Annotated in this window: 23 protein-coding genes; 10 read left to right on the top strand and 13 right to left on the bottom strand. The window is 66.1% G+C overall.

Annotated features, from left to right (window positions below):
* Positions 1 to 1,181, bottom strand: a 1,181-nt coding sequence (locus tag GEV02_RS19165) for a hypothetical protein (protein ID WP_408014856.1), incomplete at its 3' end; no start/stop codon positions are given.
* Positions 1,182 to 1,383: 202 nt separating this feature from the next.
* Here GEV02_RS19165 and GEV02_RS19160 point away from each other — a divergent pair.
* From GEV02_RS19160 to GEV02_RS19145, 4 genes are all read left to right on the top strand, one after another.
* A complete protein-coding gene (locus tag GEV02_RS19160; protein ID WP_070269155.1) occupies positions 1,384 to 1,758 on the top strand; it encodes a hypothetical protein in 375 nt (124 codons plus the stop codon).
* 144 nt (positions 1,759 to 1,902) lie between these two features.
* Positions 1,903 to 3,576: an MFS transporter gene (locus GEV02_RS19155; RefSeq protein ID WP_152839465.1), complete on the top strand. Its 1,674-nt coding sequence runs from the start codon at positions 1,903 to 1,905 to the stop codon at positions 3,574 to 3,576.
* A gap of 5 nt (positions 3,577 to 3,581) precedes the next feature.
* The gene (locus GEV02_RS19150) at positions 3,582 to 4,781 is read left to right on the top strand and encodes an HlyD family secretion protein (RefSeq protein WP_152839464.1); all 1,200 of its coding nucleotides are present in this window, start codon (positions 3,582 to 3,584) and stop codon (positions 4,779 to 4,781) included.
* Complete coding sequence (locus GEV02_RS19145; RefSeq protein WP_235922834.1) at positions 4,778 to 6,226, top strand: efflux transporter outer membrane subunit; 1,449 nt, start codon at positions 4,778 to 4,780, stop codon at positions 6,224 to 6,226. The genes GEV02_RS19150 and GEV02_RS19145 overlap by 4 nt, the downstream gene beginning before the upstream one ends.
* A gap of 51 nt (positions 6,227 to 6,277) precedes the next feature.
* Here the strand turns inward: GEV02_RS19145 and GEV02_RS19140 are convergent, their stop codons facing one another.
* The 5 genes from GEV02_RS19140 to GEV02_RS19120 are packed head-to-tail and all read right to left on the bottom strand — an operon-like array spanning position 6,278 to position 13,211.
* Complete coding sequence (locus tag GEV02_RS19140; protein WP_152839463.1) at positions 6,278 to 6,736, bottom strand: AraC family transcriptional regulator; 459 nt, start codon at positions 6,734 to 6,736, stop codon at positions 6,278 to 6,280.
* 21 nt (positions 6,737 to 6,757) lie between these two features.
* Positions 6,758 to 9,892 carry an efflux RND transporter permease subunit gene (locus GEV02_RS19135; protein WP_152839462.1) on the bottom strand — a complete coding sequence of 1,045 codons (3,135 nt, stop codon included), beginning with the start codon at positions 9,890 to 9,892 and terminating at the stop codon, positions 6,758 to 6,760.
* A 9-nt stretch (positions 9,893 to 9,901) separates the two neighbouring features.
* Positions 9,902 to 11,059: an efflux RND transporter periplasmic adaptor subunit gene (locus GEV02_RS19130; RefSeq protein ID WP_152839461.1), complete on the bottom strand. Its 1,158-nt coding sequence runs from the start codon at positions 11,057 to 11,059 to the stop codon at positions 9,902 to 9,904.
* Between the two features lie 14 nt (positions 11,060 to 11,073).
* Complete coding sequence (locus GEV02_RS19125; RefSeq protein ID WP_152839460.1) at positions 11,074 to 12,516, bottom strand: efflux transporter outer membrane subunit; 1,443 nt, start codon at positions 12,514 to 12,516, stop codon at positions 11,074 to 11,076.
* Complete coding sequence (locus GEV02_RS19120) at positions 12,513 to 13,211, bottom strand: CerR family C-terminal domain-containing protein (RefSeq protein WP_152839459.1); 699 nt, start codon at positions 13,209 to 13,211, stop codon at positions 12,513 to 12,515. Before GEV02_RS19120 ends, GEV02_RS19125 begins: the two co-directional genes overlap by 4 nt.
* A gap of 178 nt (positions 13,212 to 13,389) precedes the next feature.
* Between GEV02_RS19120 and GEV02_RS19115 the strand changes: the two genes are divergently transcribed.
* Together GEV02_RS19115 and GEV02_RS19110 are read left to right on the top strand one after the other, a co-directional pair.
* On the top strand, positions 13,390 to 14,847 hold the full coding sequence (locus tag GEV02_RS19115) for a DUF1800 domain-containing protein (protein ID WP_152839458.1): 1,458 nt from the start codon (positions 13,390 to 13,392) through the stop codon (positions 14,845 to 14,847).
* A gap of 19 nt (positions 14,848 to 14,866) precedes the next feature.
* The gene (locus GEV02_RS19110) at positions 14,867 to 16,144 is read left to right on the top strand and encodes a DUF1501 domain-containing protein (protein ID WP_152839457.1); all 1,278 of its coding nucleotides are present in this window, start codon (positions 14,867 to 14,869) and stop codon (positions 16,142 to 16,144) included.
* Positions 16,145 to 16,305: 161 nt separating this feature from the next.
* On the opposite strand, the gene GEV02_RS19105 is transcribed toward GEV02_RS19110, so the two are convergent.
* The 3 genes from GEV02_RS19105 to GEV02_RS19095 are packed head-to-tail and all read right to left on the bottom strand — an operon-like array spanning position 16,306 to position 18,937.
* Positions 16,306 to 17,664, bottom strand: a complete 1,359-nt coding sequence (locus GEV02_RS19105; protein ID WP_328595857.1) for a hybrid sensor histidine kinase/response regulator — start codon at positions 17,662 to 17,664, stop codon at positions 16,306 to 16,308.
* Positions 17,665 to 17,720: 56 nt separating this feature from the next.
* On the bottom strand, positions 17,721 to 18,467 hold the full coding sequence (locus GEV02_RS19100) for a 2OG-Fe dioxygenase family protein (RefSeq protein ID WP_152839456.1): 747 nt from the start codon (positions 18,465 to 18,467) through the stop codon (positions 17,721 to 17,723).
* Between the two features lie 8 nt (positions 18,468 to 18,475).
* A complete protein-coding gene (locus GEV02_RS19095; RefSeq protein ID WP_152839455.1) occupies positions 18,476 to 18,937 on the bottom strand; it encodes a MarR family winged helix-turn-helix transcriptional regulator in 462 nt (153 codons plus the stop codon).
* A gap of 116 nt (positions 18,938 to 19,053) precedes the next feature.
* On the opposite strand from GEV02_RS19095, the gene GEV02_RS19090 reads away from it, so the two are divergent.
* Together GEV02_RS19090 and GEV02_RS19085 are read left to right on the top strand one after the other, a co-directional pair.
* On the top strand, positions 19,054 to 20,166 hold the full coding sequence (locus tag GEV02_RS19090) for an HD-GYP domain-containing protein (protein WP_152839454.1): 1,113 nt from the start codon (positions 19,054 to 19,056) through the stop codon (positions 20,164 to 20,166).
* A gap of 13 nt (positions 20,167 to 20,179) precedes the next feature.
* Positions 20,180 to 22,132: a CHASE domain-containing protein gene (locus GEV02_RS19085; RefSeq protein ID WP_152839453.1), complete on the top strand. Its 1,953-nt coding sequence runs from the start codon at positions 20,180 to 20,182 to the stop codon at positions 22,130 to 22,132.
* Here GEV02_RS19085 and GEV02_RS19080 read toward each other — a convergent pair.
* On the bottom strand, positions 22,123 to 22,938 hold the full coding sequence (locus GEV02_RS19080; RefSeq protein ID WP_152839452.1) for a sugar phosphate isomerase/epimerase family protein: 816 nt from the start codon (positions 22,936 to 22,938) through the stop codon (positions 22,123 to 22,125). The two genes, GEV02_RS19085 and GEV02_RS19080, sit on opposite strands and share 10 nt — an antisense overlap.
* On the bottom strand, positions 22,938 to 23,777 hold the full coding sequence (locus GEV02_RS19075; RefSeq protein ID WP_152839451.1) for a phytanoyl-CoA dioxygenase family protein: 840 nt from the start codon (positions 23,775 to 23,777) through the stop codon (positions 22,938 to 22,940). The genes GEV02_RS19080 and GEV02_RS19075 overlap by 1 nt, the downstream gene beginning before the upstream one ends.
* A gap of 109 nt (positions 23,778 to 23,886) precedes the next feature.
* Here GEV02_RS19075 and GEV02_RS19070 point away from each other — a divergent pair, with 109 nt between their 5' ends.
* Entirely contained in the window at positions 23,887 to 24,834 is a 948-nt protein-coding gene (locus GEV02_RS19070) for a LysR family transcriptional regulator (protein WP_235922833.1), read from the top strand.
* A 4-nt stretch (positions 24,835 to 24,838) separates the two neighbouring features.
* Here GEV02_RS19070 and GEV02_RS19065 read toward each other — a convergent pair whose 3' ends face one another.
* Together GEV02_RS19065 and GEV02_RS19060 are read right to left on the bottom strand one after the other, a co-directional pair.
* On the bottom strand, positions 24,839 to 25,126 hold the full coding sequence (locus tag GEV02_RS19065) for an XRE family transcriptional regulator (RefSeq protein WP_152839450.1): 288 nt from the start codon (positions 25,124 to 25,126) through the stop codon (positions 24,839 to 24,841).
* Positions 25,127 to 25,239: 113 nt separating this feature from the next.
* Positions 25,240 to 26,322 (bottom strand): M29 family metallopeptidase, encoded by a 1,083-nt coding sequence (locus tag GEV02_RS19060; RefSeq protein ID WP_152839449.1) that lies wholly within the window; start codon positions 26,320 to 26,322, stop codon positions 25,240 to 25,242.
* A 163-nt stretch (positions 26,323 to 26,485) separates the two neighbouring features.
* Here GEV02_RS19060 and GEV02_RS19055 point away from each other — a divergent pair, with 163 nt between their 5' ends.
* A complete protein-coding gene (locus tag GEV02_RS19055) occupies positions 26,486 to 26,932 on the top strand; it encodes a hypothetical protein (protein WP_070269176.1) in 447 nt (148 codons plus the stop codon).
* Positions 26,933 to 26,951 lie beyond the last annotated feature (19 nt).

The following is a 26,951-nucleotide window of genomic DNA, read 5'->3' as shown; positions in this document are numbered from 1 at the left end:
GCGCTGCGCGCCGTCGCCGCCTGGGTGGCCGCCTGCGTGCTGGCGGCGTTGACCGCGCCCAGGGAGGCCGATGACTGCTGGCGCGCAGCCGCTGCGCTGGCTGCGGCATCGGCCGCCTGCCGGGCGGCCTGCGCATCGCCTTGCGCCGTAGTGCTCGGATTGACTTGCGCCGTATTGCCGGTATCGGTCGGTTGTGCCTGCGTATCGCTGGCTTGCCGGACGGCGGTCTGCTGTGCCGTGTTCGCCTGTTGCGCGGCGTTCGCTTGCTGCGTGGCGTTGGCGGCCTCGGCGTTTTGCTGGGCGATCACCTCGGCGGTCGATGCCTGGAGGGGATTGACGATGGGCGAGGGCGGGGCCAGGGATTGCGTATCGGGCCGCTGCTCCTGGCCCGCGCGCTGGGCGGCCAGGCGGTCCGCCGGCGTTTCCTGGAAAGGATTTTGCGCCAGCTGATCGAGCGCGGTGCGCGCCACGTCCAGCCTGGCGTTTTCGGCGATATCGGCCGGCGTCAGCCCCGGCTGCTGCCGGGCCGTCAGCGCCGCCGCCGCGCTGGTGCCGGCGGCGCTCAGCTGTTCGGCAAAGCGCGTCGCCAGCTCGCTGAAGGTGTTGAGCGTGTTTTGCAGCGTGTCCGTCGTGGCTTGCTGGTTGCTGCGGAAGGCGGTCCGCAGCACCTCGTTATCCAGCGACAAACCTCCGGTCGCATCCGACAGCAACGGCGGCTGCAGGGTGACGCCGATCTGCGCCAGGTTCTGCGCCGCCGACTGCTGCTGGCTTGCATTGCTGGCCTGGGTCTGCTGTTGCAGGCTCTGCACCAGGTTGTTCAGCAGAGACGGTCCTTGCGGTTCAGCTTGGTTGAAATCGACCGCAGGCAACAGGTTGAACGCATTCACGACATTCTGTGTGGTGTCATTCAAGGTCGCGGCCTGCTCGGCGGTTTGCTGCGCCGTGGCGCCGTTGGCGACGGCCGTTTGCAGCTGGGTAAGTTGTTGCTGCGATTGCGATACCGTCAGCAGGAAGTTCGCCACCGGCGACAACTCGATCGACACCGAAGCCGGCGCCGGCGCGTCGGTGGCGGAGTCGGCGGCGGTGACCAGGTCGGCGCGCACGGGGGCGACGGCGGCGCTTTCAGCCACCGGCGAGATATTGGCCGGCGTGGTCAGCGCTGCGGATGAGATGGGAAACATGCCGCTCTCCTGGATCGTCTTATATCGTTCCCAGCATCCTCCTGTCAGGCGCCGCCGTCCGTGTGCCAGTTCACATAGCGGGCTGATTACTGCAATGGAGCGCCCAGCTTGCCTCTCTGTTAGCTTGCGCACGGTTAAGCGCCGGCGATCAGCCTATCGTGTCCCTGGCAGTTCCAACATTCACACGAAAAAGGAAAGCATCATGGAAAACAGCATCGACAGCAAAATCAATTCCGCCCGCGACGGCGTCACCCAGATCGGCAACAACCTGCGCGCCGACGCGCATGCCGCCATCGACAAGGTCGCCGACAAGGTGCCACCGACCACCGACCGCCTGGCCAACAGCGCCCATAACGGTGTCGACAAGGTCGCCGACGGCGTCAACAAAGTGGCCGACACCGTGGAAAGCACGTCCGACCGCCTGATCGCGCGGGGCAAGCAGGTATCGGCCAGCTGCAAGGCGCTGACCGAGTCGGGCCGCAGCCATGTGCGCGCCAGCCCGGCCATCTCCGTACTGCTGGCCGCCGCCGCAGGTTACGGCATTTCCAAACTGCTGAGCTCACGCAGCGCCAAGTAACACCGGGCCGGCGCCGGCCGGCTCTATCCCGGGTCTCTGCCTTTTGGCCGGACTGTAAATTATTCAACAATGGCGTGCATAGTGATATGCTCGCCATTACGCAGTTTACGCCCCGCCTAAGAACAGAATCAGGATAAGCTGAGCATGGACGTCTACGCCCCTCAAGTATGGCTTCCGCACGAGCGCCCCACGTTGCCGGGATCGCCGTCCACACCCTTGCACACGGCCGAGCGCCGGCTGGCCTTTCTGGTCGTCGGCTTCATCGTCGCCGTCACCGGCGGCCTGGGAAACGCGCTGGTGTCGGTCAACCTGCCTTACCTTCAAGGCTCGCTCGGCGTCTACTCGGCGGAGATCCAGTGGCTGCCGGCCGCCTATGTGATGGCCAATGTGTCGATGAACCTGTTGCTGGTGAAGTTCCGCCAGCAGTACGGCCTGCGCCTGTTCACGGAACTGTTCCTGGTGCTGTATGCGCTGGCCACCGTGGCCCACCTGTTCGTGCACGGCCTGGCCTCGGCCATCGCGGTGCGCGCCGCGCACGGCATGAGCGGCGCCGCGCTGACCACGCTCGGGCTGTACTACACGCTGCAGGCTTTCCCGGCGCAGCACCGGCTCAAGGCCGTGGTGTTCGGCATCGGCTTCTCGCAACTGGCGCTGCCGATGGCGCGCATGTTCTCGTCGGAGTTGATGGAGTTCGGCGAATGGCGCGGCCTGTACTTCTTCGAACTGGGACTGGCGCTGCTGTCGCTGGCCTGCGTGCTGGCGCTCAAGCTGCCGCCGGGCGACCGCGTCAAGGCCTTCGAGAAAATGGACTTCCTCACCTTCGGCCTGTTCGCGCCCGGCGTGGCGCTGCTATCGGCCGTGCTGGCGCTAGGCCGCACTGTGTGGTGGTTCGAATCGCGCTGGCTGGGACTGTGCCTGGCCGGCGCCATCGTGCTGATCGCCGCCGCGCTGCTGGTCGAGCATAACCGCGCGCGCCCGCTGCTCAACACGCGCTGGCTCACCAACGGCAATATCGCGCGGCTGGCCATGTCGGTGCTGCTGATCCGCGTGGTGCAGTCGGAGGCCAACGGCACCGTGGGCTTCCTGCAGGCGCTGGGCCTGAACAACGACCAGATGCAGATGTTGTGGATCATCGTCATGATCGGCACCGTGGCCGGGCTGGTGGCCAGCGCGCTGACCATCACGCCGGCGCGCATACCGTTGCAGCTGATGTTCTCGCTGGCGGTGATGGCGGCCGGCGCCTACATGGATTCCGACGCCACCAACCTGACCCGGCCGGCCGACCTGTATGTGAGCCAGTTCCTGCTGGCGTTCGGCGGCGCCTTCTTTATCGGGCCGACGTTTGTATCGGGCTTCGGCGCGGTGATCGCGGCGCCGAATAACCTGGTCAGCTTCTCGGTCATGTTCAGCATCACGCAGACGCTGGGCAGCCTGCTGGGCTCCGCGCTGGTCGGCACCTTCCAGGTGGTGCGCGAGAAGTTCCACTCCAGCATACTGGTCGAGCATCTGACCTTGCTCGATCCGATGGTGGCGGCGCGCATCCAGAGCGGCGGCGCCACGGTCGGCGCGGCGCTGTCCGATCCCGCCGCCCGCAGCGCGACCGGCGTGGCGGCGCTGGGCGCGGCCGCCACGCGCGAGGCCAATATCCTCGCCTACAACGATGTCTTCCTGATGATTACCCTGGTGGCGCTGCTGACACTGGCCTGGCTGCTGGGCCGCCATCTGTGGTCGGTGTGCGTCGTCTGCCAGGCCAAGCCTGCGCACAACGCGCAGACCGGCATGGCCAACGTCTCTCTCAACAATTCCGGATCGCGCTGACGCATATGGCTGACAATACTCCCGACAATTCCTCCTCTTCCGAAACCCGTGTCGCAGCGGTGGCCGCTGCTGCCGCGGCGGCCGCCGTTGCAGCCGCCGCGCCGGTCGCGCCCGCGCCCGACCGGCGCGCGCAGATCATTTCGGCGATCGCGTTTTCGTTCGTGGCCCTGGTCGGCGTGCTGATCGTGCTGTATGCGTGGCGGCTGCCGCCGTTCAGCAGCGCCATCGTCTCCACCGAGAATGCGCTGGTGCGCGGCCAAGTCACGCTGATCGGCACCCAGTTGCCCGGCTACGTCACCGACGTGCGGGTGCAGGACTTCCAGCAGGTGAAGCAGGGTGATTTGCTGGTGCAGATCGACGACCGCATCTACCAGCAGCGCTACGAGCAGGCGGAGGCCCAGCTGGCCGCGCAAAAAGCGGCGCTGGCCAACTGGGAGCAGGCGCACCGTACGGCGGAAGCCGGCGTGGCGCTGAACCAGGCCACGCTGGCCAACGCGGAAGCGCAGGCCGCCAAGTCGGTGGCCGATTTGAGCCGCGTGAATTCGCTGGCGGCCGACGGTTCGCTGTCGCTGCGCGAGCAGGATTCGTCCAAGGCGGCCAAGGCGCAGACGGCGGCGGCGGTGTCGCAGGCGCGCGCCAGCCTGGAGATCGCCCGCCAGCAGGTGCAGTCGGTGGTGGTGAACAAGTTGTCGCTGGCGGCGGCCGTGGCGAATGCGACGGCGGCGCTGAAGGCGGCCAGGGTGGACCTCGACAATACGCGCATCACCGCGCCGGAAGACGGCCAGCTGGGCCAGGTCACGGTGCGCAAGGGCGCGTATGTCAACACCGGCGCGCAGCTGATGGGGCTTGTGCCGCGCCAGCTGTGGGTGATCGCCAACCTGAAGGAGACGCAGATGAACGGCGTGCAGGTCGGGCAGAGCGCCACCTTCAAGGTCGATGCGCTGGATGGCGCGCAGCTGACCGGCCAGGTGGAGCGGATTTCGCCGGCCACCGGTTCGGAGTTCAGCGTGCTGCCGGCCGATAACGCGACCGGCAATTATGTGAAGATCGCGCAGCGCATTCCGGTGCGCATCCGCATCGACGCGGGGCAGGCCAAGGCGCATCGCCTGGCGCCGGGGATGTCGGTGGTGGTCAGCATCGATACGTCGGCGGTGCTGAACGATTCGAGCGCCGCGCCGGCCAAGACCGCCGGAGCCAAGCCATGAAACTGGGCGTGAGACCGGCGGGAGTGGCGGCGATGGCGGCGCCGGCGGCTGCGGCGCTGGTGCTGGCGCTGGCCGGCTGCGCGGCCAAGGCGCCGCCTGCGCCCGCATCGTCCTTGCAGACGCCCGCCGCCTGGCGCACCGCCGCTGAAACGGAGCAGGGCGCCGTCGTGCAGGCGCAATGGTGGCAAGCCTTTGGCGACCCGGCGCTGAGCGCGCTGGTGACCGCCGCGCTGGAACACAACGGCGACCTGCGCATCGCCCGCGCCCGCGTGGCGCAGTACCGCGCATTGGTCGGCGTGGCAGCCGCCGGGCAGAAGGCCAACGTCTTCGTCGACACCGCGCCAACCCGCACGCGCCAGCTGGCCTACAACGGCGTGCCTTACGTGACCAACGTCTACCAGGCCGAGTTCCAGGCCAGTTATGAAGTCGATGTGTGGGGCCGCCTGGCCGCGCTCACCGATGCCGCCACCGCCACCTATCAGGCGGAGCAGGCCAACGCCGACGCGGCCGCGCTGTCGATCGCCGCCACCGTGGCTTCGGGCTATTTGAACTTGCGCGGTCTGGACGCCCAGCTGGCGTTGACCGAAGCGACGCTGAAGCTGCGCGAGGAATCGCGTGACCTGGCCAAGCGCCAGTTCGATGTCGGCTACAGCTCGCGGCTGGAGTGGCTGCAGGCGCAGGCTGAATATCAAACCACGGCGGAGCAGGTGCCGCAGCTGAAGCGCTCCATCTTCGAGCAGGAGAATGCGCTGTCCATCCTCACCGGCGGCAATCCCGGTCCGGTCGCACGCGGCCTGGAACTGGTGCAGCTGCAAGCGCCGCCCGTACCTGCGGGCCTGCCGTCGGAATTGCTGCGTCGCCGTCCCGACATCGCCCGCGCCGAATTCAACCTGATCGCCGTCAACGCCAACCTGGCCGCCACGCGCGACCAGTTGCTGCCATCGTTCAAACTGACGATGGTGGGCGGTGTGCAGAACCTGAAGTGGCACGATTTCGTCAACGCGCCGACTGCGTTGTGGCGGCTGACCGGCGCTGTCGTCGCGCCGGTGTTCGAGGGCGACCGCGTGCAGCAGCAGACCGACGCCGTCGCCGCGCAGCGCGATCAAACCGTTTATGCGTATGAGAATGCGGTGCGTACGGCGTTCGCGGAAACCGACAACAGCCTGGGGGCGCTGGCGCGCCTGAAGGAACAGGCGGTGCAGAACGACGCGCGCCGCGCCACGGCGGCCGAAACGCTGCGCATCGCGCACAACCGCTATCGCAATGGCTACGCTTCGTATCTGGAGGAGCTGGATGCCCAGCGCACGCTGTACAACGCCGACGTGGGACGTTTGCAACTGAAGACGCGTACGCTGGTGGCATCGGTGGACTTGTACCGCGCGATGGGCGGCGGCTGGACCGCGTCGCCGGACCCTCGTCGTTCCCGCGAAGGCGGGAATCCATAGGCCGCGTGCTCATCGCCGCAGCATGGATTCCCGCCTACGCGGGAATGACGGTTATTTTACCGGGATGCACAGCTCCGATTCGAACACGCCGGTGGCCGGGTCCATCGCGTAGTCGGCCGGATAGCGTTCGAAGCAGGCGCCCGCGTCGGCCTTGCCTTCGGCGTGCAACTGACCGAAGAACTCGCCCCAGGCTTGCGGCACCTGGTCGCCGGTGCCCTTGAACCTGGCCACCGCGTAGCGGCCGGCCGGTATCGTCGCTTCCTTCGCCGGTTCCTGGATCGGATACTCGGCCGAGACTTCGACGCACGCATCGTAACGGCACTGCTCCGGCGGCGTGGTGCTTGGGTCGTCCTGCGCCACGCCGTAGGTGACTTTGTTCACCAGGCCGAAGGCTTTCTGCCACGGCGTGAACACTTCCTTCCAGAACTCGCCGATCGGCGCACCGAACGGACCCTTGTAGCGCAGGTAGGCTACGCGTACTGCGGGCAATTCCTTGACTTCATATTCCATATCGATCTCCTTGAGTTGATGTTAGTGGCCGCCGCCGGCGACTTTGCGCAGCGGTGGGGCGGTTTCTTCAGGCGCCGGCGCCGGTTGGCGACGCAGCATGCCCATCAGGCGTTTCAGCAGATGTTCCAGATCGTCGATGTAGGTGAACACGGCCGGTATCACCAGCAGGCTCAATAACGTCGACGTAATCAGGCCACCGATCACCGTGATCGCCATCGGCGAACGGAAGCTCGGATCGGCGCCCCAGCCCAGCGCCAGCGGCATCATGCCGGCGCCCATGGCGATGGTGGTCATCAGAATCGGACGGCTGCGCTTATGGCAGGCATCGACCAACGCTTCGAAACGGCTCATGCCTTCCTGACGCGCCAGAATAGCATAATCAACCAACAAGATTGAGTTTTTCGTAACGATCCCCATCAGCATAATCAGGCCGATCATCGACGGCATCGACAGCGCGCGGCCGGTGACCAGCAGCGCGACGAAGGCACCGCCGATCGACAGCGGCAGGGCGAACAAAATCGTCACCGGCTGCATGAAGTCCTTGAACAGCAACACCAGCACGCAGTAGATGCAGACCACGCCGATCAGCATGGCGAGACCGAAGCTGGCGAACAGCGACGCCATCTCCTGGGTGTCGCCCAGTTCCGCGATCTTCACCGACGGCGGCAGGTTCTTCATGGTCGGCAGCGCGCGCGCTTCCTCGTTCACTTCGCCCAGCGAGCGTTTGCCCAGCTCCACTTCCAGCGTCACGTTGCGGCTGCGATTCAGGCGATTGATCTGCGCCGGGCCGCTGTCCATCGTGATGGTGGCGACGGTGGCCAGCAGCACCGGACCGTTCTTGCCCGGCACCGTCAGGCGGCCGATGGCGTCCAGGTCGGCGCGCACGGCGTCCGGCAGCTTGACGCGGATCGGCACCTGGCGTTCCGGCAGGTTCATCTTGGTCAGGTCGGTGTCGTAGTCGCCGGCGGTGGCAACGCGCACGGTCTGGCCGATGGAGGCCGCGGTCACGCCCAGATCGGCGGCCTTGGCGAAGTCCGGCGTGACGATGATCTCCGGACGCACCAGCGAGGCGCTGGAGCGCACGTTGCCGACGCCTTTGAGCGTGCGCATTTCGCGCTCCACTTTTTGGGCGGTTTCCTTCAGCGCCACCGGATCTTCACTGCGCAGCACCAGCTGCATCTTGACGCCGTTGTCCGGCGGGCCCACCTTGAAGCGGGCGCCGGGAATGGCGTTCAACTTGGTGCGGATCTCCGCTTCCAGGTCGGGCATCGATTCCTTGCGGTCGTTGCGGTGCACGGTGGTCAGCGTCAGCACGGCGTTGCGGGCTTCGGCTGCGGTGCCGGGCGCGAAGGCGTCGCCGCTGGAGCCGCCGCCGATGGAGCTGAATACGGCCTTGATGCCTTTGACTTCCATCGCGGCCCTGCGGGCGCGTTCGGCGATCACGCGGGTCTCCGCCAGCGTGGAGCCGGGCGGCAGTTCCAGGTTGATCTGAGTCTGCGAACGGTCGGCGGCCGGCACGAAGCCGGTCGGCAGCAGGCCCACCAGCATGATCGAGCCGACGAAGAAGGCCAGCGAGGCGATCGCCGTCACCAGGCGGTGCTTCAGGCACCAGCGCATCACGCTGATGTAGCGCGTCATCAGCCAGCCGTCTTTTTCCTCGCCGTGCATGATGGGCTTGAGGATGTAGGCGGCCATCATCGGCGTCAGCAGACGCGCCACCACCAGCGATGCCAGCACCGCCACCACGGCGGTCCAGCCGAACTGCTTGAAGAACAGGCCAGGCACGCCGCCCATGAAGGCGGTCGGCAGGAACACGGCGACCAGCGCGAAGGTGGTGGCGATCACCGCCATGCCGATTTCGTCGGCCGCTTCCATCGCCGCTTCCATCGGGGTTTTACCCATGCGCAGGTGGCGCGCGATGTTTTCGATTTCAACGATGGCGTCGTCCACCAGCACGCCCACCACCAGCGCCATCGACAGCAGCGTGACCATGTTGAGCGTGTAGCCGAACAAATACAGGCCGAGGAAGGCCGGCATCACCGACAGCGGCAGCGCGGCCGCGGCCACCAGCGTGGCGCGCCAGTCGCGCAGGAACCACCACACCACCAGCACCGCCAGGATGGCGCCTTCGTACAGCAGCTCCATCGAGCCGTTGAAGTTCTCTTCGACCGGGAAGGCGTTGTCGATCACCTGTTTCAGTTCGACGCGCGGGTTGTTCTTGGCCAGTTCTTCGATGGCGGCGCGGGCGCCCTTGGCCACGTCCGTTTCGCTGGCGCCCTTGGTGCGGAAGATTTCAAAGCCGATCACCGGCACGCCGTCCTGCAGCGCGATGGCGCGCGGCTCGGAGACGGTGTCGGTGATGGTGGCCACCTGGTCGAGGCGCACGCGGCGGCCGTCGGTCAGCGGCAGTTCGATGGCCGACAGTTCGGCCGCGCTCTGCACGGTGGCGATGGTGCGCACCGATTGTTCGGCGCCGCTGACATCGCCGCGTCCACCCGGCGCTTCCTTCTGCACCAGGCGCAGTTGACGCGACACGTCCAGCGCGGACACGCGCAGGGCGGCCATGCGGGCGTCGTCCAGCTCCACGCGGATCTCGCGCTTCACGCCGCCGACGCGCTTGATCGCGCCCACGCCGGGCACCGCCAGCAGGCGCTTGGAGACGGCGTTGTCGACGAACCAGCTCAGTTCCTGGGTGTCCATCTTTTCGCCGGGCGCCTTGGAGGCGGCCGCGGTGAAGGTCATCACCACGCGGCCGGCGGTGGCGGCCTTGGTCACGGTCGGGTCGCGCAGCTCGGCCGGCATGTCGGCCTTGACGCGGGCGACGGCGTCGCGCACTTCGTTGACGGCGTCGGAGATCTGCTTCTCAAGGATGAACTCCACCACCGTGGTGGACACGCCGTCCAGCACCGTGGTCGAGATGTTCTTCACGCCTTGCAGCGTGGCGACCGAGTCCTCGATCTTGCGCGCCACTTCGGTTTCCAGCTGGGCCGGCGCGCTGCCGTCCAGCGTGGCGGTGATGGTGACGATAGGCAGTTCGATGTCCGGGAAGTCCTGCACCGGATTGGCCTTGAAGGCCAGCAGCCCGGCCAGCGTCAGCAGCGCGAACAGCATGATCGCCGGGATCGGATTCTTGATCGATAGGGAGGAAAAATTCATGGCGTGTCCTTACTTCGCGGCCAGCTTGGCGGCCGGCGCGGTGTCGGCGACATTGCTGACCAAATCGCCGTCGTTGAGGAAGCCGGCGCCGCGCACCACGACCTGCGTGTCGGCGGTCAGGCCGCCCAGCACTTCGATGCGGTCGCCCAGGCGGCGGCCCGGCTGCACCTTGATCTGGCTGACGTGCTGGTTGGCGTTCAGGCGGAACACGAAGCTGAAGCCGTCGCGCACGACGATGGCTTGCTGCGGCACGGTCATCGCGTCGGAGGTGCCCAGTTCGAACTGGCCGCTGGCGAACATGCCGGCCTTGAACGGCGCGTCCTTGCTGCCGGCGTCCTCCGGCAGGTCGACGTAGACCAGCGCGGAGCGGGTCTGCGTGTCGACGGTCGGAGCGATCATGCGCACCTTGCCCTTCACTTCACTGCCGTTGGCGGCCTTGACGACGGCGCCGGTGCCGACCTTCAGGTTGCGCAGGTCGGCGGCCACCACTTCGGCGCGCCATTCCAGGCGGCCCTGGCGGATCATGCGGAACAGTTCCGTGCCGGAGCCGATCACCGCGCCGACGGTGGCGCCGCGCGACGAGATGATGCCGCTGTCCGGCGCCACCACCTTGGTGTATTTCAGGCGCAGTTGCTGGCTCGCCAGCGCGGCCTTGGCCGAGGCGATGCGGGCGTTGGCGGTTTGTTCGGCCGTGGCGTATTGGCTCAGCTGCTGCGCGCTCAGCGCGCCGGAGTTTTGCAGCGTGCGGGCGCGGGCGGCGTTGGCGACGGCGTCGGCGGCGTTGGCTTCAGCCTCCAGCAGCGCGGCTTTGGATTGGGCCAGGTCGGCTTCCACGGTTTCGGCGGAGAACACGGCCAGCACATCGCCGGCCTTGACCACGTCGCCGACGTTGACGCGCACTTCCGCCAGGCGCAGGCCGGTGGACTGGCTGCTGACGCTGGCCTCCTGCCAGGCGGCGACGTTGCCGTTGGCGGCCAGCTTGATCGGCAGACGCGCGGCGGACGGTTTGGTGGTGGTGACGGTCAGCGCCGGCTTCGGGGCTTCCGCTTTCTTGTCGTCGGCCGCTTGCGTGGACGACGGGTAGAGCGCCAGGCCGGCGCCGCCGATGACGAAGACGGCCAGCAATGCGCAGGCGACAGGTTTCAGATGGGTTTTCAGGTTTTTCATAAGGGCTCTTGTTTTTAGTTGGCGCTGACGACAGCAGGGGCGCCGTCGGCCGGGGCGGTCCAGCCGCCGCCGGCGGCGCGGTACAGCGCTACCCAGGCGGCGCTGCGGTCGCGTTGCAGGTTGATGACGGTTTGTTCGGCGGCCAGGCGCGTGCGGCGGGCGTCCTCCAGTTCGAACAGGCTGGCCAGCCCGTTCTTGTAGCGGTCTTCGGTGGCGGTGAAGTTGACGCGGTAGCCGTCCAGCGCGGCCTGGGCGTCGCTGGTGCGCTGGCCGGTGGCGTCCAGGTTGACCAGCGCCTGTTCCACTTCGCTCACGGCCTGGCGCACGGCGGCGCGGTAGCTGGAGACGGCGGCGTCGTAACGGGCGCTGGCCGCGTCGACGTTGGCGCGGCGCTTGCCGGCATCGAACAGCGGCAGCGTCACCGCGACCGGGCCGATGGTCCAAGTGTCGGTGCCGGTGTTGACGCCGCCGGCGCGGAAGTTGCCGTAGCCGACGGAACCGGACAAGGACAGGCGCGGATAGCGCTGCGCCTGGGCGTTGCCGACATCGGCGCTGGCGGCCGTCACTTCGCGTTCGGCGGTGAAGACGTCGGGACGCTGGCTCAGCGTGCGCGCCGGCAGTTCGGCGATGGCGATCGATGGCGCGCTGGCGGCTGCGCCGGCGGCCAGCGACGCGCCGTCGGCGAGCTTGCGGCGCAGTTCAGGTTCTGCGATGGCGGTCAGCGCCACCAGTGATTTGACGTTGATGTCGCAGGCCGCGCGCTGCGCGAGGTAGCGGTTGTTGCCGTCGGCCGCGCTGGCGCGGGCCAGCGCCAGGCTGGCTGTCGACTGGAAGCCGGCCTTGGTGCTCAGTTCCGTCAGGCGAGCGGTGTCGGTGCGCGATGCTGCGTCCTGCCCGGCCACGGCCAGCAGCTGTTCGCAGGCGCGCAGGCCGTAGTATTGGTTGGCCACTTCGGCCGCCACCGAGACGCGGGCGTCGTGCCAGCCGGCGTGGGCGCTGTCGAGGCGCGCCTGGGCGGCGTCGCGCGCGGCGCGGTTGGCGCCGAACAGGTCGATCTCCCACGACGCCTGCAGGGCCGCCTGCGAGGTGGTCCCCATCGGCATCGTCGATTGCTGGTTGCTGCGGCTGGCGCTGACCGATGCGTCCAGCGACGGCGCCAGCGCGGCGCCTGCGGCCACGCGTTCGGCGCGCGATTGCGCGATGCGCGAACCGGCGGTGGCGATGGTCGGGCTGACCGCTTGCGCAGACTCGATCAGCTGCACCAGCAAGGCGTCTGCCTGGCGGCTCCACCAGCTGGCCAGGTCGGCCTGGCTGCCGTTGTGCGGTAACTGCGTCGGCAGCGGTGCTTGCCACTGCTGCGGCGCCAGCGCGGCCACGTGCGGCGCGGGCGCCTGCGTGGCGCAGGCGCTCAGCGACGCGGCGACGGCCAGTGCCGCCGCGCGTAGGATTATCTTCATGCTTTCCCTCGTTGAATTTTGGATTTCTCGGCCAGTATCATGGCTTCGGCATAGCCGACCAGGTGCTGCGCCCAGATGTCGATCGCCTCCGGCGTGGCCAGCAGATGCGGCGTGATCGCGGTGATGATGTCGCGTCCCACCATGATCTGCACGGCCATGCCGGCGATGGCGTAAGTCAGCCGGTGTACATCGTCGGTGGGCTTTTCAAGGCCCAGGTGACGGCTCAATACCTCGGCCATCGCCAGATGTTCCGGCTTGATGTTGTTGTTGATTTCCTGCTCCCACAGGCCGGTGGGTTCCAGCATTTCCCGGTAAAACAGACGCACCATCAATTGCGCATCTTCGCCCGCCATCAGCGGCGCCAGCATCTGCCGGTAGAAGCCATCCAGCGACTCCCGCAGCGTGAAATGCGGCTGGGCGAACATCTCGATATGCTCCGGCTCCGGTTGGCACATGAAGCTGAAGCAGGCCTGGTACAAGCCGGCCTTGTCGCCGAAGTAGTAGCTGATCGCGGCGACGTTGGCGTTGGCCGCCTGGGCGATTTCGCGGGTCGAGGTTTTGGAAAAGCCCTGCGCGGCAAACAAACGCATGGCGGCGTGCAGCAGCCGTTCGCGTGATTGTTCGCCGTCCGAACGTGGCTTGCGGCCGTCGTCGGCGGGCTGGCTGGTATCGATGGAAGTAGGTTTAGCGTTCATGGGCGGCATTACATCACATAATTTAAACAAATGATATAACTAAATCGATTGTTTAATTTATTTGTGAAGCAATGCATTCCAGCCGCTTACAGCCGCTTACAACCGATACATGGCAGTCGTTTGAGGCAGGACAATATTGTTATATAACGTAAATATATTTTTCGACCGGAGCTCCGCCATGAAGCTTTTCCGCTGGATCGCCATGGTGGCCGTGGCCGCAAGCGCTGCCGCCACCGCCGCCGCCACCGAGCCGTTGACGCCGGAACAGGCCGCCGCCCATGTCCTCAACCGCATCGCCTACGGGCCCAAGCCGGGCGATGTCGAACGGGTGACGCAGATGGGCGTGCAGCGCTATATCGAGTCCCAGCTCAACGCCGGCGCGCCGCTGCCGCCCGCGTTGAGCGCGCGCCTGGCCGGCCTCGATGCGGCGCAGGAGCCGGCCGGCGTGGTGCTGCGGCGCTTCCTGGAAGTGCGCGGCATGGCGAAGAACGAGTCCGACGGCGACCAGGCCAAACGGCGCGAAGTGATCGCCGCCATCGGCCGGCAGACGGCGGAGGCGCGCATCGTCCGCGCCATCGACAGTCCGAACCAGCTGGAAGAGGTGATGGTCGATTTCTGGTTCAATCACTTCAACGTCTACGCCGGCAAGGGCGTGGACCGCGCGCTGATCGCCAGCTACGAGCGCGATGCGATCCGCCCTTACTCGCTGGGGAATTTCCGCGACCTGCTGGGCGCCACCGCGCACCATCCGGCCATGCTGTACTACCTGGACAACTGGGTATCCACCGCCAACGGCTATGTCCCGCGCGGGAAGAAACAGGGCGGCCAGAAGGCCAAGAGCAGCGGCCTGAATGAAAACTATGCGCGCGAGTTGATGGAGCTGCACACCATGGGCGTGGACAGCGGCTACACGCAGAAGGATGTGACGGAACTGGCGCGCATGCTCACCGGCTGGACCTACGACAACCGCGAGCTGGTGGCGCGCAACCGCACCTTCAACTTCGACGCCGCGCGCCACGACCGCGACGACAAGGTCTGGCTGGGCCGCCGCATCAGGGCCGGCGGCCAGGAAGAGGGCGAGTATGCGCTGGACGTGCTGGCGATGCTGCCGGCCACCGCGCATCACCTGAGCTTCCAGCTGGCGCAGTACTTCGTGCAGGACCAGCCGCCGCCTGCGCTGGTGGATCGCATGGCCAAAACCTACATCGACAGCAAGGGCGATATCCGCAGCGTGCTGCGCACGCTGTTCACCAGCGCGGAGTTCATGGCGCCGGAAGCGGTGGGCGCGAAGTTCAAGACGCCTTACCAGTACGTGATCTCCGCCGCGCGCGCCGGCAATGCAGCGGCGCCGGACATCAAGCAGACCTTGGGCGTGCTGACCCGTCTCGGCATGCCGCTGTATGGCTGCCAGACGCCGGACGGCTACAAGAACACGCAGGAGGCCTGGCTCAATCCCGATGCGCTGAGCCGCCGCATCGCCTTCGCCACGCAGATGGCGCCGGAGCTCGACGTGCAGGCCTTGCAGGCGACGCTGGCCGGCTCGATCTCGGCCAAGACGCAGGACGCGGTCGCCGCCAGCCCTGCGCCGCTGCGCGCGGCCATGCTGCTGGGCAGTCCCGATTTCATGCAGCGCTAATCATCCGACGGAGACCACCATGCAACGCAGAGATTTCCTCAACACGCTGGCCGCCGGCGCAGGACTGGTGATACCGCTGGGCCGCCACGCATGGGCGGCGACGTCCGCCGCGCCGAAGGCCGATGCCAACAGCCGCAAGCTGATCGTCATCATGCTGCGCGGCGCGGTGGATGGCTTGAACGTGGTGGCGCCGGTGGGTGACGCCAACTACGCGCGCCTGCGGCCGACCATCGCGCTGGCCAAACCCGGCGACGACAACGGCGCGCTGAACCTGGACGGCTACTTCGGCCTGCACCCGGCGCTGGCGCCGCTGCTGCCCTTGTGGGAGCAGAAGAAGCTGGCCTTCGTCCACGCCAGTGGTTCGCCCGACGCCACGCGCTCGCACTTCGATGCGCAGGACTACATGGAATCGGCCACGCCCGGCGTCAAGAGCACGGCGGACGGCTGGATGAACCGTCTGGTGGCGACGCTGCCCGGCGCCACCACGCCGACGCGCGCGCTGAGCATAGGCCCGACGATGCCGCGCATCCTGTCGGGGCGCGCTGCGGCGGTCAACCTGGCCAACGGCGCGGCCGGCACCAAGGCCAATGTGCTGGACCGGCCGGCGGTGGGCAAGGCCTTCGACCAGCTGTATGCGGACAACCCGCGCTTCGGCGCCGCCTACCAGCAGGGCCAGGACGCGCACAAGGAAGTGATGGACGCGGCGGCCGGCAAGATGAGCGGCGGCGGCATGGGCGGCATGATGTCGGCCGAAATGCAGGCCGCGAACGGCGGCGCACCGCTGCCCAACGGCTTCCCCGACGATGCGGCCCGATTGGCGGGGCTGATGCGCAACGATCCGAATATCCAGCTGGCCTTCGTGGCGCTGGGCGGTTGGGATACGCACGCCAGCCAGGGCGCGGCGCGCGGCCAGCTGGCCAATCGCTTGCAGCCTTTGGGGCAGGGACTGGCGGTGCTGGCGCAGCGACTGGGACCGCTGTTCGAGCAGACCACGATCGTGGTGATGTCGGAGTTCGGCCGCACCGCGCGCGAGAACGGCAACGGCGGCACCGACCATGGACACGGCAATGTGATGTGGGTGCTGGGTGGAGGCGTCAGCGGCGGCAAGGTGCTGGGCGATTGGCGCGGCGTCGGCGATGCGGAGTTGAACGAGGGCCGCGACCTGCCGGTGACGACCGACTTCCGCAACGTGCTGGCCACCATCGCCGAGCGTCATCTGCTGTTGAGCGACAAGCAGCTGGTGCAGGTGTTCCCGTCGCTGCCGCGCGGCGGCAGGCTCGATCTGCTGCGCAGCTGACGCACCAAAAAAAACGCCCGCTACCTTGACGGTGCGGGCTGAATTCCAATGTTCAGCGAACGGTTGGAGGAGACAGTTCCAACTATATGCCACTTTATGTTGCGCTGCAATACCGTAGAACTACGGTGTCTAAGCTTCTACAGTATAAAAAAGTCAAACTTCTATGCTGCACTGCGCTGCGGTAGCGCCAGCGTGAACGTGCTGCCGTGGCCGAAATCGCTGTGGAAGAACAGCGAACCGCCGATCAGGTTGGCCAGGTTCTGGCACAGGTACAGGCCCAGGCCCGCGCCTTCCGCGTGCCGCGTCGAAGTGGAGTCCAGCTGCGAGAAGGCCTGGAACAGCTTGGCCTGGTCTTCCTCGCGGATGCCGGCGCCGCTGTCGGCCACCGAGAACTCGATGGTGTTGTGGCCGTCGCCGGGCCGCTGCGTCAGCGCGACCTTGACCGTGCCGGTCTCGGTGAACTTGATCGCATTGTTGGCCAAGTTGAGCAGAATCTGCGTCAGCGCGCGGCGGTCGGTCTCCAGCACGATGGCGTCGCTGGCCAGCTCCACTTCCAGCCCCAGTCCCTTTTGCAGCGCCAGTGGCCGCAGCGTGTCGACCACGTCGTTGACCAGGTGCTGGCACTGCACCGTCTCCAGCTCCAGCGTGACCTTGCCGGCTTCGATCTTGGCCACGTCGAGGATGTCGTTGATCAGCGAGAGCAGATGGCGCGCGCTGGTGCGGATGGTGTTGAGCTGCTTGTCCTGCTCGGCCGTCAACGGGCCGGGTAGCTTCATCAGCAGCGCGCCGGTGAAGCCGATGATGGCGTTGAGCGGCGTGCGCAGTTCGTGCGACATGTTGGCGATGAAGGCCGATTTCATGCGGCTCGCTTCGGCCAGCTCCAGGTTCTTCAGCGCGATTTCGCGGTTGATGGTTTCCAGCTCGCCGGCGTGATGCGCCAGCCGCATATTCAGCTCGATCACCTGGCGTTCGCGCGCCTGCAGTTCGCTGTTGACCTGCACCGCCTGTTCGTAGGTGGAGATCAGCAGGTCGAGGATCTGCTGGCGCTCGGCGTTGATGAAGTGCTTCTGATCGCCCAGGTAGAGGGCGATGCCGATCTCCATGTTCTGGTTCTTGCGCAGCTTCTGGTTCATCAGCATGTGGCCGATGCGGTTCAGCAGATAGTCTTCGGCGTAGGGCTTGCGGATGAAGTTATCGGCGCCGCATTCGATGCCGCGGATGATGTCCTTCGGGTCCATCAGCGATGTCACGAGGATCACCGGGATTTCGCGCAGCTCCGGATCGGCCTTGATGGCGCGGCACAGCGCGTAGCCGTCCATCTCCGGCATCACGATATCGGACAGCACGAGGTGCGGTTTGCGTTCGCGGATGGCGTCGAGCGCCAGCTGGCCGTTGGCGGCGACGCGGGCGCCGTAGCGCATCGACTGGATCAGGCGGCGCAGGCGTTCGGCCTGGGTAGGGCTGTCCTCGACGATGAGGATTTCTATTTCGTCGGGCTGAATTTCGTAGCTGGTGTCCACGGACCCCCCTCCTGAATGCTGATATTTTCTGTTGTGACTATATCGGATTTAGCCCTTCAGGGGGGACTTTCCTGTCCCTGGAAGCCGCCCGCGCGCCAAGTCAGCACCAGCGTGTCGCGATGGCCGTGCTCTCCCAGCGGCTGGATCGGCGTCGATTCATGGATCACGGTCGCATCGTCGAGCAGCAGCATGGTCCACGGCTCAGTCATCGTGAAGCGCTTGCCGTTCGGGCCATCGGCTTCGAAGATGCGAGTCTCGCCGCCCTTGATCTGCTCGCGGCCGATCAGCAGCACGGCGACGAAATCGACGCCGTCGCGGTGCGCGCCTTCCGGCGTGGGCCGGCCGATGCCGTCGGTGGTGTCGATGCGGAACTGGTGGGCTTCAACATACCATGGATCGCTGTTACGGCGCGCTGCGCTGCATAGCTGGCCGATGCCGCGCACCAGCGCCTGCCACGCCGGCTGCGCCACGGTGGCAGGCTGCATCGGTTCGAACAGGCGGTTCATGCCGCCGTGCAGGGCGTTGTATTCGAGCGGCTGCCAGTGGGCGCGGTGCTCGGTCTGCGTCAGCACGGCGCCATCCTGCACGAAGCAGGAATGGCGGCGGCGCCGATAGCGGCCGCCGTCCTTGAGGTAGTTGTCCAGTTCCAGCTCGTTCCAGCTGGGGACCAGCGCGTCCAGTTCCGCCAGCGTGACGCCGGCCAGCGCCGCCACGTCCTGCGGCGGCATGACCGCGTAGCCGTCCTTGCGCAGCGCTTCGGCCACATGGCGGGGATGGGTGAAGATCGGATTGGAAGTCGTCATCGGCGCTCTCAGTTGGCGGACATCAGGCTGGCGCGCAGCGCGTCGAGCTGCTGCTTCATGCCCACCACTTCATCCAGCGTGCACTTGGTCGCTTGCAGGATGGACGGCGGCAGCTTGGCCGCCTCGTGGCGCAGCGCGTCGCCGTGCGGCGTCAGCGAGATGATGACCTGGCGCTCGTCGCTGGCGGCGCGGGTGCGGGTCAGCAGCTCGGCCTGTTCCATGCGCTTGAGCAGGGGCGTCAGCGTGGCCGAATCGAGGAACAGGCGTTCGCCCACTTCCGACACGGTCAGTTCGTTTTTCTCCCACAGCACCATCATCACCAGGTACTGGGAATAGGTCAGGCCGAGGCCGCGCAGCAGTTTGCGATACAGCTTGCTCATCGCCAGCGACGTCGAATACAGGGCAAAGCACAGCTGGCCGTCCAGTTGCGGCACGGCGGCGGAGGGAGCGGGGGTAATTTTGGTATCCATGTACACAGTATAGGTAGTGCACTATACAATTGCAAGCTAGCCGAGAAAAAATGTTTTGCGGGAAAATTCCCTCGGTTATGATGCTGGTAGAGACCAATATCGGGGAGTAGCGGCAGATGAACATCAAAAAGGCCATCGTGCTCATCGTCGATGAGGCGTCGGACAACCTGATCTTGATGAATGGGCTGCTGCAGGACCAGTACGAGGTCAAGCTGGCCAACAATGGCCGCGCGGCGCTGGCGATCATGCAGCAGGTACCGCGGCCGCATCTGGTGGTGCTGGACACGGGGCTGCCGGAAGTGGACGGCTATGCCGTGTGCCAGCAGCTCAAATCCAGCCCGGACACGGCCGATATCCCTGTCATTTTCCTGCAACAGCAGGCCGACGAGGCACGCGCCTTCCTGGAGGGCGGCGCCGATGTCGTGCTCAAGCCGGTCGCCGGCGAGGTGCTGCGCGCGCGGGTCGACACCCAGCTGCAACTGCGCCATTCGCGCGAACTGCTCAAGCAGCAGCGCAACCTGCTGGAACACGTGGTCGAGGAAGTGACGGCGGAACTGAGCCAGATGCTCGACGCGATGATCTGGGCCCTGGCCTCGCTGGCCGAGACCCGCGAATACGAAACCGCCAACCACCTGCGCCGCGTGCAGCACTACATCGCCGCGCTGGGCCGCCAGCTGCAGTCGCACAATCGCTTCAAGGAAGAGCTGAGCGAGGCGAATATCAAGTCGCTGTTCAAGGCCGCGCCGCTGCACGACATCGGCAAGGTGTCGATCCCGGACGCCATCCTGCTCAAGCCGGACCGCCTGACCGACGAAGAATTCGCCATCATGAAGATGCACACCGTGTACGGCCGCGACGCCATCGCCAACGTCGAACAGCATCTGGGCTACACCAACACCTTCCTGCGCTACGCGCGCGAGATCACGTATTCGCACCAGGAGAAGTACGACGGCTCCGGCTATCCGCAAGGCCTGGTGGGCGATGCGATCCCGATGTCGGCGCGGCTGATGGCGGTGGCCGATGTCTACGATGCGCTCATTTCCAAACGCGTCTACAAGCCGGCCTTCACCCACGAAACGGCGATGGAGATGATACGCCAGGGCAGCGGCGAGCATTTCGATCCGGACGTGGTCGACGCCATGCTCACCATCGAGGAAGAGTTCATGGCCATCGCCGAGCGCTATAGCGATCTTCCGGCGCCCGCCACCACGCCGGATATCGTGGAGTAGGAGGCGCCGACCTATGATGCGATCGCGCGGTTACCTGGCTTTCATCATAGGCATTTGTCTCACTGCCGCGACTTGCTATGCGGTGATTACGACGCAGCGCCAGCAGGCGCAGGCCACCTTCCAGCGCGACGCCGAGAAGGTGGCGCGCGACACCGAGGTGCGGCTGCAAACCTATTTCGACATGCTGCTCGGGATCAAAGGCATGTACGCGCTGGAAGACCGCATCGACCGCCAGCGCTTCCACCGCTTCGTGACGGAGCTCAGGCTGGAGCGGCGCTACCCCGGCTTCCAGGCGATCCAGTTCGTGCGCATGGTGCCCGAGACGGAGCTGGCGGAGTTCGCCGCCGCCGTCAGGCGCGACGCCGCCATCGACGCCGGCGGCTATCCCGACTTCCACGTGCACCCGGCCAGCCGTCGCGACCTGCACTACATCATCGAATACACCGAGCCGCTGAAGGGCAACGAGAACGCCTTCGGCCTGGACCTGGCCGCGCTGCCGCCGCACCTGCGGGCGCTGGAGCTGGGGCGCGACAGCGGCGAGATCGTCGCCACCGAGCGCATCACGCTGGTGCAGGATTCCAGCGGCGAGCCGGGCTTCGTGGCCCGCGCGCCGGTCTACCGCAACGGCCCGCTGTTGCAGACGATAGAGCAGCGGCGGGCGGCGCTGGTCGGCTTTGTCGCCATCGTCTTCCGCGTCAACACGCTGATGCGCGAGGTGGTCGACGCCGCGCTGCTCGATCATCTGCACGTGCGCATCGACGACGGCGGCTACCCCGGCGGCAAGGACCTGCTGCCGTCCAGTGTCGACACGCTGCTCTACGACAGCGCCGGCAAGGTGAGCACCAATCAGCCGCGCAGCGCGCCGCTGGAAGGGATGGCGCTGCAACGGGACTTGATGGTGGGGCAGCGCCGCTGGCTGATGCGCTTCGAAGGCTATGGCGGCGCGCGCTACAGCAGTTCGCCGCTGCCGGTGCTGCTGATCGGCGTGGCCGGTTTCATCATCAGCGCGCTGATCGCGGCGCTGCTGGTGTCCACCCGGCGCGTGATCGACGCCAAGCACGGCCTGGAATACAGCCTGGCGGAGCTGGAACGGCAGAAGAGCAATGTGGAGCAGGCGCGCAGCGATCTGTCGGTGGTGGCGGAAACGCTGAAGCAGGCCCAGACCAATCTGCAAACGTCGGAGAAGATGGCCTCATTGGGCGCGCTGGTAGCCGGCGTGGCGCATGAGCTGAACACGCCGATCGGCAACAGCCTGCTGACCGCCAGCGCCCTGAGCGACATGGTGCGCGATTTCGAACGGAGGCTGGCCACCGACGGCGGCTTGAAGCGCTCGGTGCTGGAGGCGCACCTGGCCGATGCGCGCAAGGCCTGCGACATCATGAACAGTTCCCTGACGCGGGCCGCCGACTTGATTACCTCCTTCAAGCAGGTGGCGGTGGACCAGGCCAGCGGACAGCGGCGCCGCTTCCAGCTCGACGACGTGGTGCACGACACGCTGGCGACCTATGCGGCGCAGCTGCGGCGCGCCGGCTGCGAGGTCAAGCTCGATGTGCCGGCGGGGCTGGAGTTCGATTCCTATCCGGGCAGCTTGAGCCAGGTGCTGAGCAATTTGATCGGCAACGCGCTGCTGCACGGTTTCGAAGGCCGCGAGAGCGGCGCCATCGCCATCGAGGCCAGGCGCGAAGGCGCCGACCTGGTGAAGTTGAGGTTTTCCGATAATGGCGCCGGCATGACGGCCGGCACGCTGCACAAGATCTTCGATCCCTTCTTCACCACCAAGCTGGGACAGGGCGGTTCGGGGCTGGGGATGAATATCGTTTATAACATTGTCACCGGCGTGCTGCGCGGGACGATACGGGTCGAGTCCGAGCCGGGCATCGGCACCACCGTCCTGCTGGTGCTGCCGACGCGGGCGCCGGAAGGGGCGGTGCAGGAGCCGCTACACCGGCCGGCGTTTCAGCCGTAGCGCTTGCGCAGCAGTTCCAGCATCGCCAGGTTCAGCTCCCAGGCGTTCGATACTTCCTTCTGCGTGTAGGGCAGCGTCTGCGTGTACGGCACCGGGCCGAATTCCGGCGTCAGCGTCATGCGCTGCGCACCGGCGGCGCGGCGCAGCCGTATCACTTCATCCCACCACGACAGGTGCGCGGCCAGCGCCGCTTGCGATTCCGGCGCGCGGAAGTCGGCCACTTGCGGGCCTTGCTGGTGGCCGACGCGGGCGTGGATGTGGCGCACGTGCGGCAGCGTGGCGGCCAGCGTGTGCGGCTGGTCTTCCAGCAGCGATTCGCAGGCGCAGCACCAGTGCGACAGGTCGGCCGTCAGTTCCAGCCCGGGCATCTGCTCCAGGTAGGGCAGCAGCAGCATCGGGTGGCCGCTGAAACGGCTGCGGTGGATTTCGTGCACGATGGGCACGCCGTGCTGGCGCGAGATATCGGCCGCCAGTTCCAGCAGTTCGCGGTTCTGCGCCGGCGTGAAGTAGTCCTTGCCGGTGTGCGAGTTCACGTGCAGCGGCCTGGCGGCGCAGGCGTTGTGCAGCAGTTCGGCCAGCGCCGCGCGGTGCGGTTCGAAGGTCGGATGGAACACGGTTTCCCATTGCGCGGCGATCAGTTCCAGGCCGGCGGCGGCGATGCGGCCGGTCCAGTCCTCGCGGGCGACGGCGTCCAGCGGCAGCGACATTTCGATGCCGTCGAAGCCGGCCTGCTTGACGCGGTCGATGAAGACCTGCGGCGCCAGTTCGTTGTTGCCCCAGTGGGCGGCGAAAATCCGGATCTGCATTACAGGAAGCCTCGCACAGGGAAGGCGGCGTCGCGCTGTATCCAGTTCTGCGGCGAGTACTCGGTGGCGCCGTCGGTCACGTGCAGCGTGTAGGCGTGGCGCGAGACGGCCGAGCGGTTCGGCGCGCTGTAGTGCGGCAGCAGGCCGTGGAAGCATACCAGGCTGCCGGCCTTGCATTCGAGCGGCACGGCGGTGCTGTCGTCCGGCCATGGCAGGTCGCTGAGTTTTTCCATGCGCACGTCGTCGCCGTTGCGCAGGAAGCGTTCGCGCATCGGGCCGCGATGGCCGCCAGGTTCGGCCCACATGCAGCCGTTTTGCAGCGTGGCGTCTTCCAGCGCGAACCAGAAGGTGGTGACGCTGATTGGATTGGTGTCGAAGTAGGTGGCGTCCTGGTGCCAGCGCACTTCGCCGCCGATGCCGGGCTGCTTGAAGATGTACATCGACTGCCAGACCTGGGCGTCCGCCAGGCCCAGGTCGCGCGCCACGGCGGCCAGCCGCACGTCGGTGGAGAAGGCGCGGAACACCGGATCGAGATCGTGCATGGCGTGGCCGATCTTGTTGATCGACAGCGACTTGTCCTGTTTTAGCTGGCCGTCCGGGCCGAAGGCTTCTTCCTCGAAGAAGCAGCGCACGGTGTTGTCGGAGCCGAGGAAGTAATCGTCGGTGGTCTTTTCCTGCTCGATGGTGCTGAAGATGCCGGTTTTGGCGTTCGGATCGAATTCGTTGACAATCTCCGCGGCCCGCGCGCGCAGCGTGGCGATCTCCTGCGGCGTTTTGAAGTTGGGCAGGACGATGTAGCCGTCGCGTTGATATTGTTGTTTTTGTGCGTCTGTCAGCATGGCGGGCTCCGATGGGGCGGGAAGGGGATAGCGCATTGTAGGGCGCGCACCGGAGGCAGACAATCTGCAAAAGGTTGACACATTGTCGCCAAAATGAAGACAATGTGTCATGGATCAATTACGGGCGATGGAGATTTTTGTCGAGGTGGCGAAGCTGCGCAGCTTCAGCGAGGCGGGCCGCCGCCTGGGGCTGACGCGCGCGATGGTCAGCAAGCATATCCTGCAACTGGAGGAAAAGCTGCAAGCGCGCCTGCTGCACCGCTCGACCCGCGAAGTGAGTCTGACCGACGCCGGCCAGGCCTATCTGGCGCCGTGCATGGCGACGGTGGCGCAGTCGCAGGAGGCGGCGCGGGCGCTGAGCCAGGCCACCCAGGCCGGCGCCGAACTGGCGGGGCCCTTGCGGATACAGGCGCCGTCGAGTTTCGGCAGCGAGTGGCTGGCCGACGCGGTGGCCCGATTCAGCCTGCCGCACCCGCAACTGGCGCCGATGTTGTACGTGGACGATGCGCTGCTCGATCCGATCGAGCATGGTTTCGATCTGACGATACGGGTGGGCGGCATACCGGACGTGCATGCGCTGGCGATGCGGCCGCTGGCGCCTTGCCGCGGCGTGCTGTGCGCGTCGCCGGCTTATCTGGCGCGCTACGGCGTGCCGCAGACGCCGCAGGATCTGCATCAGCACCGCTGCCTGCATTTCAGCCATCTGACCGACGGCACGCAATGGCATTTCACTCGCGGCGAGGAGCGGCAAACGGTGCGGGTGCAGGCGGCGTTCACGGCCAACAACGGCGTGGTGTTGCAGCAGGCGGCGCAGCGCGGATTGGGCATCGTCTACAACACCACCTTCCTGGCCTGGCGCGCGCTGCTGGAGGGCACGCTGGTGCCGGTGCTGGCCGATTGGGAACTGCCGCTCAACCATCTGAGCGCGCTGTATCCGGCCAGCCGGCAGCCGTCGGCCAAGGTGAGGGCGCTGATCGATTTCCTGGTGGCCGAATACCAGCCGGTGCCGCCGTGGGATCGGGAGCTGGCGGTGGCCGGGCTGCTGGACCTGGCGTGAATCTTTAGGTCGGCACTAGTTCTATCTTAATTTTTTTGCCTAACGCTGCTGCAGCGCTGGCTAAGGTCGTGAGGGTGAGGCTGGCATCATTTTCGTCCAACAGGCGGTTCAGCGATGCTCGACTCGTATGCATTTTCTCAGCCAAACTTGTTTTGCTCATCTTCTGTTTCTTCATCGCTTGGGCGATCTGCTTGACGATGACACGCTTTATCGCAACGGCAGTCGCGTCTTCCAGAGCGCCTTCTTCGATGAGGAAGGCGTCGAAGCTACTGCCTATATTGTGTAGCTTCATCTAGAGCTTCACTCGCCAATGGGGGGCTGATCGGTCACATGAAAATTGAAGCTGTGCGCAGAATTTGGCATGCACCTAGCGTACCAAAATAGATGCGCTTTGCAAGCGTTGATTCAGACTGCTTTGACTTGCCAGGCGCCGTCGCGGTAGACCAGTTCGTCGTCGAGATAGACCGCTTCGGTCACGGCGAACACGTCGACGTGGTAGCGCGCTTCCTTGCGCTTGAACTGCGGCTTGGCGTACACGCCGTGCTTGGCGCCCAGCGACAGGTGGATGCCGCACATGCGCTCGAAGGTGCCGATGTCGTTGACCATGCAGTCGCGCGAGAACGCGCGGTTCATGCCGAAGCCCAGTTCGCGCAGCCACACTTCACCCTCGTGGGCGCGGATGATGGCCAGCATGTTGTCGAATTCCGGCGTGGCGTTTTCGGCGCCCACCACGCGGCCTTTTTCAACGATCAGCGTCACCGGCGCGGCCGGCTTGTTGACCATGAAGGCGGTGTCGCCGAAGACGAAGATCCGCACCCGGCCGTTGACCGCTTCCAGGTCGCGCGCTTCGGTGAACACTTCGCCCAGCGGGAACTGGCCGCCGATGTTGTTCATGCCGCTGTAGTCGCCGATATTGAGCTTGGCCGATTCGAACGGCGAGCCGAACACCAGCCGTTCGCCATTGCCGCTGTCGACCACGCCGTGCTGCGCGCTGTCGATGCGCGCCTTCAGCGCGTGGCCGACGCCGCGGTAGTAGGCCGGGTCGTAGGCCAGCGAGGCGATGTAGTGCAGCCCCTGCTCGCCCGGCATGCGCGACAGGTGCACATGCTCGATCACCTTCAGGCCGCGCTTGAACAGTTCGATGCGGATGCGGAAGGCTTCGAGGCGGAAGCTGGTCGACTGGATCAGCACCACCAGGTCGCCGGCGTTCATGCGGGCGAAGGCGGCCAGCACCTGTTCCGGCGTGGTGCTGTCGAAATCGACGAATTCGGCGTCCGGCACCACGCGGCGGTAGGCTTCGGTCAGGGCGCGATTGAGGTCGCTGCGGGTGTCGTAGACGATCAGCGCGCCCTGCGGCGCGGCGTGTTCGATGGCCACGGTCAGCGTGTCGCGCACATTGCGTTCCGCCGTGTCGACCGCGTGTTCGGGGATGGCGCCGAAGCGGGAGGCGGCGGCGGTTGCGGGGGCGGGGAGGGTGGACGACGTCATGGCGCAGCGGTGTAAATGGATCAGCCCGCATTATAAGGGCAGAACCGCCCCCATTACCGGGCGCGCCACGGTGGCGCGGTTTCTCCTTGTATTGGGCAAGGACGCGATATAGAATCACAAATATAGCCTAGCAGCAACTCCGGCGATAACAACAGGAAGCGTGATGAGCGTAATAATGGGACAGGATTTGCCGCTGGAGCGCCCGGACACCACCGGCCGCGCGGCGTTGTTCGTGCCGACCGCGAACATCAAGGACGACGTGCTGGAGACGGTACGCAAGGGGGCGGCCATTGTCGGTTTCGGCAATCACGACCGCACCCTGACCATCTACTACGAAAGCAACCGCTTCAACGAAGCCAATCTGACCAAGTGGGAGCAGAAGGCGCGCAAGGCCTTCGAGCGCCTGGCGGAGAACCTGCCGACCGTGTCCAAGATGGTGAGCCGGCCCGAGAATTTCGAACAGGTGGGCTACATCAGCAGCAAGGGCATCCTGATACGCCGCATGGAAAAGCTGATGAAATGGCTGGAAACCTCCGACGCCATGGACAGTGCGCCGGAATCGGAGACCATCGTTTTCGCGCCGCCCCCGCCGCCCAAGAAAATCACCTGATACGCCGCAGTATCGGCGA

It is taken from the genome of Rugamonas aquatica (genome assembly GCF_009380215.1).
GTDB classification, from domain to species: domain Bacteria; phylum Pseudomonadota; class Gammaproteobacteria; order Burkholderiales; family Burkholderiaceae_D; genus Rugamonas; species Rugamonas aquatica_B.
Note: the sequence above shows the minus strand (reverse complement) of the source record. Positions and strands in the feature narration are given on the sequence as shown.

Excerpts from the sequence above, each read along its gene's own strand:
- GEV02_RS19150 (WP_152839464.1), top strand. The coding sequence starts at position 3,582 with ATGGCTGACAATACTCCCGACAATTCCTCCTCTTCCGAAACCCGTGTC.
- GEV02_RS19065 (WP_152839450.1), bottom strand. The coding sequence starts at position 25,126 with ATGAAGCTACACAATATAGGCAGTAGCTTCGACGCCTTCCTCATCGAA.
- GEV02_RS19060 (WP_152839449.1), bottom strand. The coding sequence starts at position 26,322 with ATGACGTCGTCCACCCTCCCCGCCCCCGCAACCGCCGCCGCCTCCCGC.
- GEV02_RS19155 (WP_152839465.1), top strand. The coding sequence starts at position 1,903 with ATGGACGTCTACGCCCCTCAAGTATGGCTTCCGCACGAGCGCCCCACG.
- GEV02_RS19080 (WP_152839452.1), bottom strand. The coding sequence starts at position 22,938 with ATGCAGATCCGGATTTTCGCCGCCCACTGGGGCAACAACGAACTGGCG.
- GEV02_RS19090 (WP_152839454.1), top strand. The coding sequence starts at position 19,054 with ATGAACATCAAAAAGGCCATCGTGCTCATCGTCGATGAGGCGTCGGAC.
- GEV02_RS19125 (WP_152839460.1), bottom strand. The coding sequence starts at position 12,516 with ATGAAGATAATCCTACGCGCGGCGGCACTGGCCGTCGCCGCGTCGCTG.
- GEV02_RS19100 (WP_152839456.1), bottom strand. The coding sequence starts at position 18,467 with ATGACGACTTCCAATCCGATCTTCACCCATCCCCGCCATGTGGCCGAA.
- GEV02_RS19110 (WP_152839457.1), top strand. The coding sequence starts at position 14,867 with ATGCAACGCAGAGATTTCCTCAACACGCTGGCCGCCGGCGCAGGACTG.
- GEV02_RS19085 (WP_152839453.1), top strand. The coding sequence starts at position 20,180 with ATGATGCGATCGCGCGGTTACCTGGCTTTCATCATAGGCATTTGTCTC.
- GEV02_RS19115 (WP_152839458.1), top strand. The coding sequence starts at position 13,390 with ATGAAGCTTTTCCGCTGGATCGCCATGGTGGCCGTGGCCGCAAGCGCT.
- GEV02_RS19145 (WP_235922834.1), top strand. The coding sequence starts at position 4,778 with ATGAAACTGGGCGTGAGACCGGCGGGAGTGGCGGCGATGGCGGCGCCG.
- GEV02_RS19095 (WP_152839455.1), bottom strand. The coding sequence starts at position 18,937 with ATGGATACCAAAATTACCCCCGCTCCCTCCGCCGCCGTGCCGCAACTG.
- GEV02_RS19120 (WP_152839459.1), bottom strand. The coding sequence starts at position 13,211 with ATGAACGCTAAACCTACTTCCATCGATACCAGCCAGCCCGCCGACGAC.
- GEV02_RS19075 (WP_152839451.1), bottom strand. The coding sequence starts at position 23,777 with ATGCTGACAGACGCACAAAAACAACAATATCAACGCGACGGCTACATC.
- GEV02_RS19070 (WP_235922833.1), top strand. The coding sequence starts at position 23,887 with ATGGATCAATTACGGGCGATGGAGATTTTTGTCGAGGTGGCGAAGCTG.
- GEV02_RS19140 (WP_152839463.1), bottom strand. The coding sequence starts at position 6,736 with ATGGAATATGAAGTCAAGGAATTGCCCGCAGTACGCGTAGCCTACCTG.
- GEV02_RS19130 (WP_152839461.1), bottom strand. The coding sequence starts at position 11,059 with ATGAAAAACCTGAAAACCCATCTGAAACCTGTCGCCTGCGCATTGCTG.
- GEV02_RS19135 (WP_152839462.1), bottom strand. The coding sequence starts at position 9,892 with ATGAATTTTTCCTCCCTATCGATCAAGAATCCGATCCCGGCGATCATG.
- GEV02_RS19160 (WP_070269155.1), top strand. The coding sequence starts at position 1,384 with ATGGAAAACAGCATCGACAGCAAAATCAATTCCGCCCGCGACGGCGTC.
- GEV02_RS19055 (WP_070269176.1), top strand. The coding sequence starts at position 26,486 with ATGAGCGTAATAATGGGACAGGATTTGCCGCTGGAGCGCCCGGACACC.